Origin of the sequence: Arachnia propionica (assembly GCF_003932785.1) — a bacterium.
Classification (GTDB): Bacteria; Actinomycetota; Actinomycetes; order Propionibacteriales; family Propionibacteriaceae; genus Arachnia; species Arachnia propionica_B.
On the sequence record NZ_RQYT01000008.1, the window covers coordinates 42200 to 55936 of the forward strand.

The 13737-nt window shown below is 61.4% G+C and carries 15 protein-coding genes; 5 read left to right on the forward strand and 10 right to left on the reverse strand.

Annotated elements, in window-relative coordinates; all coding sequences use genetic code 11:
* Window positions 1-62 precede the first annotated feature (62 nt).
* From EII35_RS05440 to EII35_RS05480, 10 genes are all read right to left on the reverse strand, one after another.
* Window positions 63-569, reverse strand: a complete 507-nt coding sequence (locus tag EII35_RS05440; RefSeq protein WP_125227443.1) for a hypothetical protein — start codon at window positions 567-569, stop codon at window positions 63-65.
* 146 nt (window positions 570-715) lie between these two features.
* Window positions 716-985, reverse strand: coding sequence for a type II toxin-antitoxin system HicB family antitoxin (locus EII35_RS05445; RefSeq protein WP_125227444.1), 270 nt, complete (start codon window positions 983-985; stop codon window positions 716-718).
* A gap of 143 nt (window positions 986-1128) precedes the next feature.
* The gene (locus tag EII35_RS05450; protein WP_125227445.1) at window positions 1129-1527 is read right to left on the reverse strand and encodes an antirestriction protein ArdA; all 399 of its coding nucleotides are present in this window, start codon (window positions 1525-1527) and stop codon (window positions 1129-1131) included.
* Window positions 1524-2660 carry a DNA-methyltransferase gene (locus EII35_RS05455; protein ID WP_125227446.1) on the reverse strand — a complete coding sequence of 379 codons (1137 nt, stop codon included), beginning with the start codon at window positions 2658-2660 and terminating at the stop codon, window positions 1524-1526. The genes EII35_RS05450 and EII35_RS05455 overlap by 4 nt, the downstream gene beginning before the upstream one ends.
* Entirely contained in the window at window positions 2657-3463 is an 807-nt protein-coding gene (locus EII35_RS05460) for a replication-relaxation family protein (RefSeq protein ID WP_185744188.1), read from the reverse strand. The genes EII35_RS05455 and EII35_RS05460 overlap by 4 nt, the downstream gene beginning before the upstream one ends.
* 203 nt (window positions 3464-3666) lie before the next feature.
* Window positions 3667-5940, reverse strand: coding sequence for a type IV secretion system DNA-binding domain-containing protein (locus EII35_RS05465; protein WP_125227448.1), 2274 nt, complete (start codon window positions 5938-5940; stop codon window positions 3667-3669).
* Entirely contained in the window at window positions 5937-6095 is a 159-nt protein-coding gene (locus tag EII35_RS15850) for a hypothetical protein (RefSeq protein ID WP_185744189.1), read from the reverse strand. The genes EII35_RS05465 and EII35_RS15850 overlap by 4 nt, the downstream gene beginning before the upstream one ends.
* A 363-nt stretch (window positions 6096-6458) precedes the next feature.
* Window positions 6459-6644 (reverse strand): hypothetical protein, encoded by a 186-nt coding sequence (locus tag EII35_RS05470; protein ID WP_125227449.1) that lies wholly within the window; start codon window positions 6642-6644, stop codon window positions 6459-6461.
* Window positions 6637-6918, reverse strand: a complete 282-nt coding sequence (locus EII35_RS05475; protein ID WP_125227450.1) for a hypothetical protein — start codon at window positions 6916-6918, stop codon at window positions 6637-6639. Before EII35_RS05475 ends, EII35_RS05470 begins: the two co-directional genes overlap by 8 nt.
* Before the next feature lie 35 nt (window positions 6919-6953).
* Window positions 6954-7226, reverse strand: coding sequence for a phosphoenolpyruvate carboxylase (locus EII35_RS05480; protein WP_125227451.1), 273 nt, complete (start codon window positions 7224-7226; stop codon window positions 6954-6956).
* Window positions 7227-7369: 143 nt separating this feature from the next.
* Here EII35_RS05480 and EII35_RS05485 point away from each other — a divergent pair, with 143 nt between their 5' ends.
* The 5 genes from EII35_RS05485 (at window position 7370) to EII35_RS05510 (ending at window position 13728) form a co-directional block, all read left to right on the forward strand.
* On the forward strand, window positions 7370-8203 hold the full coding sequence (locus EII35_RS05485; protein WP_125227452.1) for a hypothetical protein: 834 nt from the start codon (window positions 7370-7372) through the stop codon (window positions 8201-8203).
* 1543 nt (window positions 8204-9746) lie between these two features.
* Entirely contained in the window at window positions 9747-10244 is a 498-nt protein-coding gene (locus EII35_RS05495; RefSeq protein WP_125227453.1) for a deaminase, read from the forward strand.
* Entirely contained in the window at window positions 10201-11775 is a 1575-nt protein-coding gene (locus EII35_RS05500) for a class I SAM-dependent methyltransferase (protein WP_125227454.1), read from the forward strand. The genes EII35_RS05495 and EII35_RS05500 overlap by 44 nt, the downstream gene beginning before the upstream one ends.
* 388 nt (window positions 11776-12163) lie before the next feature.
* Window positions 12164-13288, forward strand: a complete 1125-nt coding sequence (locus tag EII35_RS05505; protein ID WP_125227455.1) for a hypothetical protein — start codon at window positions 12164-12166, stop codon at window positions 13286-13288.
* A 158-nt stretch (window positions 13289-13446) separates the two neighbouring features.
* Window positions 13447-13728 (forward strand): helix-turn-helix domain-containing protein, encoded by a 282-nt coding sequence (locus EII35_RS05510; protein ID WP_185744191.1) that lies wholly within the window; start codon window positions 13447-13449, stop codon window positions 13726-13728.
* The last annotated feature ends 9 nt before the right edge of the window (window positions 13729-13737 follow it).

Genomic DNA, 13737 nt, shown 5'->3' on the forward strand with positions numbered 1-13737 from the left:
TCGCACATTATGCCCTCGAAGAAAACGCTTCTCGGAGCGAAGGAGTGTAGTCTCTATGTCATTCATCGAAGATGTTGGTCTTCGTCGCGAGGGTCGAGTCGGGAGGTAGCTAGAGCTTTCTCTGCCAGGTTCCTTGCTACGGCATTCGCAAACATTTCGGCGTAGTCCTTTCCAGTTAGCTCTTCAAGAACCTCCCGCCTTTTTCGGTTAATGTAAGCCCGAGTTTCCTCTGGAAGGGACGAGCTATCCAAATCATCATTTATGATTTCGGCTTCTATAACCTCTGCCTCCTGCTGGGTGGAGGAGGGGAATTCTTTGTTGCTGCGGGGAGAGAGTGAACGCATCGTACGCTTAAGATTATATAGAAATCTCTCTGTCTTTGCAAGAAATTCGAGGCGCATCACATCCATTTTAGGGTCACTGACAACCGCTGATGCGAGGCGACTCTTTTTATGATGGTGAATTTTGTTCATTTTCCCGACCTGGCCCTTCCCTGAGCACCTGGACTTTCCAAGTGCTGCGACTGGTATCGGATACGACGCATCGTACACCATGTTTGCAAGCTGCATGCGCAATTGGTGAGTCTCCTCTGTAGGTGCGTCGTCGACTACGGGTTTCTTCGGCGAGATGAGGGAGCAGCTGTGTCGTTGCTCGACCTCATCTCGCCTGGTGGGTGGGGTGTGTCGGTCCGGACCGGTTCACCTCCCGTGTGCGGCTAGGTCTGCTGCTTGCGGGTGGTGGGTTTGGTGGGCGGGGTGGTTCCGAACAGTTGGGAGATGGCTCCTTGCTGTTCGCGGGCTTCCCGTTCGATGTCCTGGCGCAGGGTGTCTGCCTTGGCCTGGATGTCGGGCTGGGCCGACATGGTCTGGACGTGGGACTCGATGGCCTGACGGATGGCGTCGGTCAGCGAGACTTCGGCGAGCTTGGCCACGATGGTGAGCCTGGCGTGCAGGTCGTCATCGAGGCGGATGGCCAGCGTCTTCATGACACTTCCTCTCTGGATTTGTCCTGCCGGGGGTGCGTGGTGCGTGTCCTGGCAGGCCACCTCCTCGGGGTGGAGGAGCCGCTGAACCCTGGTGGGTTCAAGGGAGCGGCTCCTGGCGGCCGAGGAGGGCCACGTGGGAGGGGCTACAGGCTGCGGAACACCCAGACTCCTCCTTCGGGGTTCGGCACGGCGGTGATGTCCCCGCTGAGTTCGAGGTCTCGGGCGAGGGTGTCGTAGTCGATGGTGACGTACCACCTGAGGGCTTCGGGGAGGGTGTGGCCGAGTGTGTCGTCGAGGCCGAGGGCTTCGGCTTCTTCTTGGGCCCACTGTTGAGTTGTCATGTAGCTGCCGAGGTAGTGGTCCTCGAATTGGGTGAGGAGGTGGTGGTCGAGGGTGCCTGGTGGGGTGGTCTCGTCGACGAGGTCGGCCCAGGCGGCGAAGGCGGGGCCGTGGCGCTGGATGCCTTCGGCGATGGCCTGCTGGTGGTCGGGAGGGCTGGGGGCTCGGGGGTTGGCGTCGTGGGGGTGTGGCTGGTGGGTCATGGGTGGTCCTTTCTGCCCTGATGGTGGGCGGTTGGGTTGTCTGTGGGGGTTGTTTGGCGTTTGGTTCGGGCGCCCTGGATGCGCTGCCAGGCGAGTTGGGCGAAGTCGGGGTTGAGTTCGATGCCGAGCCAGTCGCGGTGGTGTTTCTCGGCGACGATGGCGGTGGTGCCGGAGCCGATGAAGGGGTCGAGGACGATGCCTGGTTCGCTGGCTTGGCCATCTGGGGCGCAGTGGCAGCTGGGGGTCAGTGCCAGGCGGAGGGCTTCGGTGCCGAGGCGGCGGATGGGGCGGGTGTAGGGGGCGCGGCAGGTGCGGCAGCGTCGTTCGGGACAGCCTGCCAGCAGCATGCGGTCGACGAGGTGGGTCGGGTAGGTGGCGAAGTGGGCGCCGCGGTAGTTGGAGGCGGCCAGGTGCCAGACGTCGCCGGGGTTCTTGCCGAGGGGGTGGCAGATGGTCTTTTGGCGTTTCATGGTGGCCAGGCCTTGGTCGCCGTCGGTGTTGGGGCCGCGCCAGTGCGGGGGCATTCCTCGGCGGTGACGGCTGGGTGGGCGATGGTGGGGTCGGTGGGCGCGGGGTTGCCGTGGTGGCGGGCTGGGGCGTCCGTCTGGTGTGGTGCAGCGGGTCTTTGGGGGTTGGCGGATGGCGTCGAGGGCGAAGTAATAGCGGGAGCTGCGGGTCAGCAGGTAGATGACCTCGTGGGTGCAGGACAAGCGGTCGGTGACGGATGAGGGGATGGCGTTGGTCTTGGCCCAGACGATCTTGTTGCGCAGGGTCCAGCCTCGCTGGATGAGTGCCAGGGCCAGACGTTCAGGACCCAACAGCAGACTCTTCTTCGGGGCGCCTTCGCGCTGGTGGGTGCTGTAGCTGTCCCCGAGGTTGAGCCACAGGGTGCCGGTAGGAACCAGGACACGGGCCATTTCGTCGGTGACGGCGAGGAGGCCACTCACCCAGTCCTGGACGGCGTCCTCAAGGCCCAGTTGGCCTTGGTGCTGGTAGTCGCGGAGCCGGAAGTACGGCGGGCTGGTGATGATGCAGTCGATACTGCCCGTCTCAAGTTCTTGGAGGCGGCTGAGCGCGTCACCGACGAGGATGGTGCCGCGCGGCTGAGGTGCGGCGGTGAGGGTTGGGGTCATGGGTGGTCCTTTCTGCCCTGGTCGGGCTGGTTGGTGTCTGTCGCCTCGCCCCACAGCACCTGGTCGAGTTGGTCGGGGGTGGCGGTGGTGAACAGGCGTGGTTCGAGGCGGGTGGTGCGGTGGATGCGTCGGGTGAGTTCTGCTGAGCGGTGTTCGGCGCGGGGGCCGTGCATGAGCCAGAGGACGCGGGGGAAGCTGCCGTGCTGGGCTTGTTCGAGGCCGCTGGTGTAGTAGTCGGTGTAGGTGCGGCATTTGGCCAGGAGGCTGGGGAGGGATTCGGTGCCCATGTCGATCTCGATGAACCAGTAGTCGTCCCAGGTGCCGTGGTGGTCGGTGCCGGTGAGGTGGGCGGCGAGGTCGGGCCGGATGAGTCGGGTTTCGCCGCCCAGGCCGGTGTAGTGGCGCCAGCTGGTGGGTTCGGTCTGGACTGCCACGGTGATGCCTCGTTGTTGTCCTTCACGGAGTGTGAGGTGGCAGTCGGCGGTGGCGAGGGTGTGGCTGAGGAAGCGTTCGGATGGTTCGTGGGTGCGCCAGGTGTGGCCGGTGTCGGGCAGGAGGATGCGGGCTCCGGCGGGGGCGAGTTGCCAGACCTTTGCTTCGGAGCCTGCTCTGACTCCCCCGATACGCCGCTGGAGTGCGCGAATGAGGTGGTCTCGTGCCAGTCTGGCCAGGACGCGTCGGGTGGTGCGTGCGGCGGATGCGGGGCTGGCGTGGTCGGTGAAGCAGAAGGCTTGGAGCTGGGCGGTGGTGAGGTAGCGGTGCTGCCAGAGCTGGGACAGAACCTGGTGGTCCCGGTCGGACAAGGCAGCAGCCAGGCGACGACGCGTCCGGACACCGACCCTGCCGGGTGGTTGCCGGGCCGGGGGCGACGAGGAACGAGGAGTATTCGTCCCCCGAGATTGCCCAGACTGGTCGGTGGCTTGGTGGTTTGCCGTGGTGGTGGTTGAGCCGGGTGGAACAGCGGCCGGTAGCCCGGGAGGGCTGGTGTGGCGGGGTGGCTGGGTCATCATGAGGCGGCTCCTTCCTGGTCGGGGTTGGTGGGGGTGCGGTGTACTCGCCCGATGACCCCGGCCCCTCTGGCCTCGCTGGTGCTGTATGGGCTGGGGATGAGGGCGGTCAGGTCGGCTTCGATGTCAGTGAGGGCTTGTCCGTAGCTGCGGCGGGATATCAGGGCTGCCTCGTTCGGGTGACGCAGCGCCGGGGTGAGGGGTGTGGTGTGGACCAGTGCGGGTGGTTGGAGGTCGCCCCCGGCCAGGAGGTGGGCGTAGGCGTGGAAGGCGGGCAGCTGCTGGTAGTCGGCGGGGGTGAGGAGGCCGTTGGAGCGTTTGGCCAGGACACCCGCGTCGTCTCCGGTGAGGGTGAAGGCGACGCGGGAGCGGGCGTTGGCCAGGATGCCGGCCTTGAGTGCGGGTGGGAGTTGGGCGAGGTGTTGGTGGGCCAGGGTCAGGCCCATGCCGAGTCCGCGGGCCTGTGCCAGGGCGTCGCCGAGGTCACCGGGCAGGCGGAGGTAGTCCTGGACCTCGTCGATGTGCAGCATGACCGGGCGGCGGCCGAAGGCTTGGAGGGCGGCCCGTCCGAGGGCGGCTTGCCAGACCAGGGACACCACCACGGAACCAAGCAGTTGGGCGGCTTCGGCCCCCAGGGCTCCCTTGGCGAGGTTGACCAGCACCACCCGTGGCGGTTTTCCGCCTCCTTGTCCTGGTGTGTGGGTGAACAGGTCGGTGAAGGAGAAGCGGGGTCGGCGTTGTCCGAAGATGGCGCGCAGTTGGGGGCGCAGCAGGATGGGGCGCAGCTTGTTCAGTAGTGGGGAGATGGCCTGTTGGCGTTCGCCGTCGGACAGGGCTTCGTACCAGGCCCAGAAGGCGCCGAGCCCCAGTGGGTCGCGCTTGGCCTGTTGCCCGGTGATGGAGCGGCGGAAGCCGGGGTTGGTCAGTAGCAGTGGCACCATGACCAGGCTGGCGTCGCCGCGTCGGGCGAGGGTGAGCAGGCTGGCGTGGAGGATGTCGTGGGTGCGTGGTCCCCAGGAGTCGGCGTAGAGGGAGTGGAGCACCCCGAGGAGCAGGTCGGCGGCCAGGTCTGGATCCCGGCTGCCTGCCAGTGGATTGATTCCCACTGGTTGGGGGTCCTTGCCGGAGAGGACGACGGTCTCATCCAGCACGGGTTCGGGGATACGGGCGGCGATGTCTGCCACCAGGTCGCCCTTGGGGTCGATGACCACCACGGCGTGCCCGGCGTGGATGTCGGCCAGGGCCAGGTGGGCCATGAGAGTGGATTTGCCGACCCCGGTCGGCCCGATGAGGTGCAGGTGCCGCAACGAATCCTCGCCCGAGAGTCCGACCAGGGTGCCGGGGTCGCTCACTGATTCCCCGATGATCCGCCGTCCTGGTGCCGTCGCGGTGTGGATGGCCTCCGAGGGTGCCAGCACTGCCGGGTGGGGGCTGGCGACGCCGGGCAGTCCCTCGGCGACGGGCCAGGCCAGCAGTCCGGGCAGTTCAGAGGCGCGCAGGTGGAGTGGTAGTAGCCAGGGGGAGCGTGCGGATGCCAGGGCGCCGGGGGTGGAGCGCCACAGCCGCAGCCGGACCGGTGGCAGTTCCAGGCCCTTCAGGCTGGCGGCGGTCTGGGAGACCAGCCAGTGCGCCCGGGAAGGACTGGCCGCGGATGCCCCGATACGTACCGCCACATGGAAGCCCGGCTCCTCCAGGCTGGCCGTGACCTGCCGTGACGGGGTCTTCATGCCCTCACCGGTGGGGTAACGGCGGGGTGGCAGCCTGCGGCCACACACCACCTGCAGCCGTACCGTCTCACCCTTCCCGGTCGCGGCCAGCACCGCCAGCAGACTCCGGGTGACGGCTTCAGTGCGGTCGGTGCGCAGCGGATGCAGCATGGTGTGGCTGAAGCGGACAGCCGCCACCGTCGCAGCCGGGGCCGTGGCTGGGGTGTCGGTGGCCAGGAAGGCCTCACGGGGTACCGCCAGCTGCTGCCCCGTCCGCACCACATGGATACCCGGGTCAACCAGCCGCACCCCCGGCAGATGGGCCAGCAGCAGCGCCTGGACCGAACGCAGCGCCCACGGCTCCACCCCGAGACGCCACCACACCCGACCAGCACGGGCCAGGACCTCGAAGGCCAGATGCGGACTGCCCGGCAGGGCGGCCAGGGCCGCCACCACCGAGCGCATCCGCGCCTCATCCACCGGGACCGGCAGCACCAGCTGACGCCACACCAGCCCACTGACCGAACGAGCAGGCAGCGGAGCCGTCTTCACGGGCACCAGCGTCATGACGACACCTCCCTCTGCTCCGCTGCATGAACAGTGCTGTGCGGCGAGGCGTCGTGGGACAGACCGGCGTCACGTTCGGCCTCGGCCAGGGCCAGCTCGATGACCGCCCTAGCGATACGGCGCACATCCGGTTCACGGCGCAGCGTGGAGCGCACCCGCACCTGATGAACCCGGCGCGGGCGCCCCGGGGACGCCTCACCGGAGCCACCGGACCTGCAGCGAGAGCGCGGCTTGGCAGCCTGAGGTTGACGACGAGAAGTGTTGTTTCTGGGCATGACGAATACAGCCTCCTTTCACGGGCTTACTTGAATCTCATGGCTTCACTCGCAGCAGGGGGCTGGTCCGGCTCGGCACGATGCCGCCTTGGGTCTCGCGGACCAGCCACGGGCGAGGAACTGCCCTGAGTATGCGTTCAATTAATTGAACGGTCAATGGGTTTGGTGTATTTCACAACACCGGATGGAACAGACGGGACACGGGTGCGTCGGGCCTGGTTTCACGGCGGGCTGGAGGGCGGCTCAGCGCCACCTCCCCCACGCCCACCCCGCCAAGGCCACCACCCCCGTGATGGCCAGCCCGGTGAGGAGCCAGGGCCAGATGCTGCAGATGAGCTCCACCGCGATCTTCAAAGCGAGGGCGGCCAGCAGGATGGTGAAACACCAGCCAAGCAACTTGTCCAGCAGCGAGGACGGGGTCTCAGCCATGACGCCCTCCCCAGTCCTGGCGGGGACGGCGCTCTTGGTCCATGTGTTGCATGGCGGTGCGCAGCATGTCTGCCTGGACACGGTAGGCCTGAGCCTGCAGCTGCCGGGCCAGGAGCTGGGCGTCGTGGTGGATGCGGAGTTGTTCACGCTGCTGGTAGCGCTGGAGGGCGCGGGTATGGTCCCGGTAGACCTCGACCAGCCCCCACCCCAGCAGAGCGATTCCTGCCAGGAAACACAGCGTCAAGACCGCAGCGATGATGCTGAGCATGGTCACTGGAACCTCGCGATGGCCTGAGCCGCACCCGTGGCCTAGGCACCCAGCAGCGCCTCCAGGTAGGGCGCACTCTCCGGCGCGACCTGGGACAGACTCTGCCCGGTCATGACCAGGGTGCCGACGTTGTGCATGGCCGCGTTGGTGAGGCCAGCTCGGGCACTGTCCCGAGCGGCAGCAACCTCACTGCGGCCCTGCAGCCAGTCCAGCTCACGCTGAACCGGCCGAGCGACGGCCCGGGGCAAGGACGAACCGGACTCACCGAACACCGACAGGCCAGTGTGGGAGGAGGAGGTGGGGAGGAGGGACATGAGAGGGGCTCCTAACGCTTCGAGTGGTGGACGGAAGCCGCTGGTCGGGCTTCGTGACACCAGTCCAGCGGAGGAGCGCATGGCTGGTCGTGACAGAAAAGTGACAGTTCCTGGCCAAGGGGGGTGGTGGCAGACTGCGAGGCATGGAGGAGCCGGGATTCGTGGCGAGCGAGCCGTATGTGCCGACAGTCGACCCCGCGCGGGTAGATGAGGCCCATACGGCACTGGTGGGGCTGCGTGGGTTACACGGACAGCTGACAATGGCGAAGTTCAGCGGCTACCCGGTGCTGGTGCAGTTGTGCGGTGAGGGTGACTTGGTGGAGGCGTTCATGGCGTTCCAGCGAGAACTGCGACGCTACGAACGCGGCACGAGGTTCGAGGCAGCAGCAGCGCTGAGTATCTCGAGTGATGCGGAGACGGTCCTGGACCGGCTCACGATGACGGCGGAACACTTCGACTACCAGGACCAACGCACCATCCGCCGCTGGTCGGATCGGGGGTTACGAAGCATCGCGGAAGACTTGGTAGCCATGGCCACCGTACGGGGTCGACTGGGACGAGAACTGCTCACCTTGACCCTCACCGGGACACCCGACCACGGGCACTGCCTACTGATGGACCAGATGGACTTCGCAAACCTTGACTCTGCCCCGCCCAGCGTGACCGTGTGGCTGTGGCGAGATGAAGAGCAAGCTGACGAAGCCAGCATGGAGCTGACCAGCAGTCATACTCGGCAGGCGGAGGATGGCAGCTACCGCAACACACGCTGGCGGGTGGCCCTGCCCGACCTGAGGAATCTGGTAGTAGACAAGGAGCGTCGCCGCCTCACGGACAAGGTCGTGACGGTGGCTGTGCAGGGGCGCAGTGCACCGGCGCGTACGGTGACGTGGCGCAACGAGGCGTCCCTGCCCGAAGGTGTCGTCGCGGAAGTGATGGTCCACAGGACGATGGTGATGGTGGAAGTGCAAGTCCTTTAGCATGGCGACGGAGCATGCGTCAAGAGCTGAATGGCATCTTTTGCAAGATGTGCAAGCCGGTTTGATCAGCGACCCGGCCGCCGCGTCGAAACTACACCAAGAAGCAGATCATGCTACACTTCTTCCCCAGCGAACTGCGTCGAACAAAGTAGCAACCTATACCTAACCATGAAGACGGGAGAGGCAAATGGGCACATTTTGTAAAAGTTCTTTGAAGGCAAGATGATACCTCTCATATCATCCCGAATGGCCAACAGGGAGAGCAGTGGCTTGCGATGACTATTGCGATAGGTTTGAGCCCTCTTCATGGGAGCCAGAAGAGTCCTGTAATCTCAAGAGTAGTGGAGTGGCTTCTGAGGCAGCAAAATGAAGATGGAGGTATACCCGCTGGAAAGCCGGGTGATAGAAGCGGCTGCTGGACTACCGCGGCGACTATTGCTGCTGCCTTAGGCAATGGGTACGACTATGAGAAAGTTCGAAATCTAGTCGATTTTCTCCTAAACAAACAGTATCACGATAGGGTTAAGTGTGGCTCTTGGCCACTAATCTTGGCGTACCCCGCCTCCGTGCTGGCCACAGCTGACGCCGTGCGTTCTCTGATTATGGTAAAGAATCGAGTTATTCCGCAAGATGTGCGCCGGAGAGTACGGGGGGCGATTAATGACGGGATAAAATGGCTTTTGGAGGTGTATCGTCCCTCGGAGGGGGCATGGCCATATTCCCAAGATGGGCGAGATCAACCTGACTCATTATTTGCCACGTGTTCGGCGTTGCTGGCAGTCAATCAGACAGGCAATTTGAGCCCGAAAATGCAAGATGAAGTAAGGGATTACATACTGGAGTGCCAAGATCCTGCCACAGGGGGATGGCGCTCCAATAAGTCTCTCAAGGGTCCCGTTAATGCATCTGACACAGCACGAGCCCTTGTGACGCTGATAGATGCAGATCTTCTCCCTCCCGGCCACAGCGCCATAAAAAGAGGATTTAGGTATCTGCGACGACAAGCACGCCGCACGATACGAACGCAAAAGGTATCCATAACTTCCCGGAGAGACGCTGCCGAGACTGTAGTCAACAATAACACGGCTTGCGATATGTTGATTGCTTTGACCATAAGCCATAGGTTTGCCGATTACGGCCATTCCAAGTGCGTTCAATTCCTCATGTCTACTATTGATGACGTTCGAGGTTACTGGGAACTCCAAGACGAAGAACATTCTGAAATGATAACCACATGGCCGACCGCTGATTGGTTGATTACTCAGTCAACCGTGCTTAGTGAACGGAAAGCTAGTTACCGAACCATACAGATTCTGGCGGCTTTGAGAGTCAAAGCCGCGAAAATTGGTTTATTGACGACTGGGGCCGCCGCAAGTAGCCTAGTTATCCTTGCCCCAAACGTAGCGGCACAAGTACTTACGCCGCTAGAGACACCTCTTGCGCGCTCTGTTGCTTCTACGGTATTATTCGGGATAGCGGCTTCCGCCTGCTGGGATTTCATTAAAAGTATTGTTCAGCGCTTTCGAAATAAAGGAGGAGAATAATGGATGAATATGATGCTAGGCTAATGGAGCGCGCGTTAGGTGCGGCTCGCAGCGCGATGCAGAATGGTGAAAACCCCATTGGCTGTATACTTGCCGTTGACGGGCAAGTGGTCGCTATTGGAGAAACCCGTGTTGCTCGCGGGGGCCCCGCGTGCCATGGAGAGAACTCGATGATCGAATGTCTTGGACATCGAATCTGGAGTCTGGCTTCTAACGCTGTGCTCTATTCGACTCTTGAGCCGTGCTTGATGTGCATCGGAGCCTGTGTCAATGCTGGAATCACGCAGATTTACTACGGCATGGGTGCGGTCGATGGTGGGGTTTATGCACTCAACGCCATCAACGCAGGTCTGACCAACAAGCTCATCGCGCATGGACCAACGGCGCACTTCCAAGTTGTAAAGCTCTTTCAGGAGTATCTGACGATCTCTCGCAACGAAGGAGGAATTCAGTATGCCCGGTCCTTGCTCGCTTTTCACGGCACCAAAGAAGATTGACTCCGAGCTTTCTGAGGCAGCTCTTCTTATCGCAGCACATGACGAGGGGTATAGACCCCCCTTACTTGGCGACTTTTCTGAACATATCTCTGATAGGGTGAACCTTCTTCGGCTAGCCCTTTCAGGAGACGGCGCTTTAGCCGGACTTGCAGCCAAAGGCATCAAAATATGCGCCTCGCAACTCAAGACTCTTCTCACTTTTCGTTGTGAACTTCTCCTGCCGCCTTTTGACACTGAGCTCGTCAATTCAGTGTGCACAGAGACAGATTTAGTTCAGAGCTGGAGAGAGCGATTACGTGCGTGGAACGGTCCTTGGAGACCGTATACAGATGACGGCACGCATGTCACGAATGTCGATGCTCCAGAGAAAGTATGGATTGTCGGTGCTTCAGGTGCAGGAAAAAGTATGTTGGGCTGCTCTTTAGCCTCTGCTGGCGTCCCGGTTTTCGACTTTGATCAGATGCTTAGTTCTTCTGAAGTAATTTCGCACGGAGTTTCTTTGGATGGCATTTCAGCGATGGTGCGCAGGGCCGAAGCGGTTTTCAGAGAAGGGATTAGTTCCGGAACTCAAGTAGCTGATTTAGGCGCCTTGTTCCTTCTTTCTCCTACGGTCAGGAGAACTTTGCGTCGGGTACGTGGACATGTGATTGCTCTAGACGGTAGCACTGAGTTGCTAGCTGCTCGTGCATTCCAGCCCAGTCATGAAATTGGTTTGAATTATACTTTTGACCCCGAACTCCATACTGACACTTTCTGGCTTCGGAGAGCTATGGCCTTAAGCGTTGCTACTGAGCTGCTGGACGCGTCTCTATCGATATCTTCATTGCATGACTCCGTCGCCCCAGCCATGGAATTAATGTCAAACAATGCTGGCCACTTGAAAGATAATTTTCCCGAATTTGAAAAACAGTCCTATTTTCCGGGAATTAGCGGGCTGCTCGACGGGTACCTCACCTGCTACACGCCATCCCCCTTGTCCCTTTTGGATATTGGCGCGGGATCAGGAAGGAACCTGCATTACATAATGATTAGGTTCCCTCGTTGCCAGGCAGTCGCTGTTGAGCCGTCAGATTCTGGACTGCAACAGCTGGTGCACAATGCTCGGCTGTTTGGGTATTCTTGGCGATTACTGGCTATCGCGGATGTGGCTGAGAAAGCGTTTAGCTCACTCAGAGAGTGTACCTTCGATACGATCCTTGCCATGACCACGCTTTCACACATCGACCGCAGGGCCTTTCCGGGAATCTCCTCCTTCTTGTCCGGTGCCTTGAGTCGAGGAGGATACTTGTTGACTTCTGTCTTTTTGGAGGGTGATCCAGGGAACTCAGAGCGGGAGTCCTTGGAAACTGGTCATGCAAGCCCAACGTCAAGGCACGTTAGGTCGTACTTTAGGGCAGGAGAGCTGGTCGAAATATTACATCGGCTTGAGGTCAAATCATATTCGGAATTCTCATTCTTGGACACGAGTCACGGCAGACCCCACCGCCATGCTGTCGGCGAGGCGATATTTCGCCAGCACGGGGGCTGTTGAGAGAGATCAATTTCCAAGGCCCTAACCGTGACTATGTTTTGGTCTCCCCCTCCAATAGCTCATGATTTTTTCGAAATGATCGCAATCGTTGTCAGAGGTTTTGTCAGACAGCGGTGCAGGTTCATTTGCGGATGGATATGTCAAGTTGGGTATTGGTAGATCTGGGTTTTATGGGGCACTTTCATTCGGGGTGGCGATCAGAATGCGGCTAAACGGGAGTTTCGGTATTTTTAAATGCGCTTTAGGGGTTCAAGATCTTGGTGGGTGCACGCGTGTTGTAGTATAATTAAACGTAGTCATGCCTCGCCATAAACCCCAACCCCTCCCTCATCGCCTCCGCAAAACCAAAGCGGCCCTCCTGGCGGTGGCTCTGACCTTGGCGGGCATCTTGGTCATCATGCTGGGTGGCTGGTTGGGCAGCGTTGAACTGGGGTCGTGGGCTTGGGTACGGGCTATTCCGTTCGGGGAGATTGGTGGTGCGCTCTTCGGAGCCGGGGTGCTGGGCACGCTGTTCGAGTACTCCTTCCGCAAGGATCAGGAAGAGGCGACGCTGGAGCATTTTCGACAGATCATCCGCGAGCAAGCGCCCGCCATGCGTGAGGCGGTCATCGAGGGCTTCCGCTTCGATACCGATGACCTGAGGCGTATCTCGACGCCGCAGCTGCTGGACGAGCTGGCGGTGAACAGTCTGGGAATGCGGTTCGGTGATGCAGCCTTCGGTCGTGAGGTGTATGCGGACATCAAGCACCAAGCCATCTCCGCCGAGGAGCGCTGGTTGGATGCACGAGTCGACGCGACCCTAGGTATACCTAGGGTTAGGGGTGTAACCCCTAACCCTTTCTTTGACTTACTGGTTCGCTGGGAGTACACGGTGGTGCCGAAGCACCGCTTCCGCAAGTTCGCCGTGGTCTCCGACCGCCAGCGCTACGACCAGCTGACTGCCGAGCGGGGTGAGACGAGTGTGTGGTTCAAGCCTGCGGGCACAGGACTGGATGTAACGGACCCTGAGAACTTCGCGCTCATCGAGTTCATGGTGGATGGAGAACCAGTGGAGATTACTCGGACGGCGGATGAGTTTGGCCAGATGTATACCGTCGATGTGGGTCAGGCAGCTGTGGAGGCTGAGCAAGCGGTGGTCATGTCCTTTACCTACCGGTCGCGGTTGCGGCGCGATGGTCATGTGGTCCACTTCGACATCGACCGTCCGACGAAGGGGTTTGAGCTGGAGCTGCACTACCAGGATGCTGGAGTCTCCAAGATGAAGCTGGTGGACTTCATCTCGAGCACTCGACGGGCTCGCGTGAGTGAAGCTCCCGATGTGGCTGGTGTCAAGAAGTACACCATGAGCTATGACGGCTGGGTGCTGCCGCGAGCCGGGGTAGCGTTCGTATGGATTCTGGAGGATGAGGAGCTGGGCGGGTCAGGCCAGACGCGTGAGGTGAGGAGTCTCTCTCCGCGAAATGCGGGAGACGGGCGAGCACACGGAAGCGCCCGCTCAGCCAAGGTGGCGTAGCGGGCGCTGTTCACCGACGCCAGGGATGGGGTCGGTGCCGTTTGATGCTCACTCGCCGCCCATCATGACCTCCTTCCGTCAACGGTGCTAACAGGATACATCGTCATGGGACTTATCGTCTCTGGATTTAAGGTCTTCGGCGAACTGGGATGGTTATCGTGCCAAGTCCCGTTCCGAAACCGCCCTTGTCGCCCGCGACCCGGGCGTTCGGAGAGCGCGTTCGGCAGACGAGGCAGGAACGTGGCCTCAGCCAGGAAGCCCTGGCGGAGCGCTGCGAGCTGCACTGGACCTACATCGGCCAGGTCGAGCGCGGACAGCGCAACCTGTCGCTGCACAACATCATCAAGATCGCTGATGGCCTGGAAGTTGATGCCGGGGCGCTGGTGCGTGGGTTGGGTGTCACGGGGCTACCCCGAGATCCTGATGCGGGTTTGCTTTAATCCGTTGAG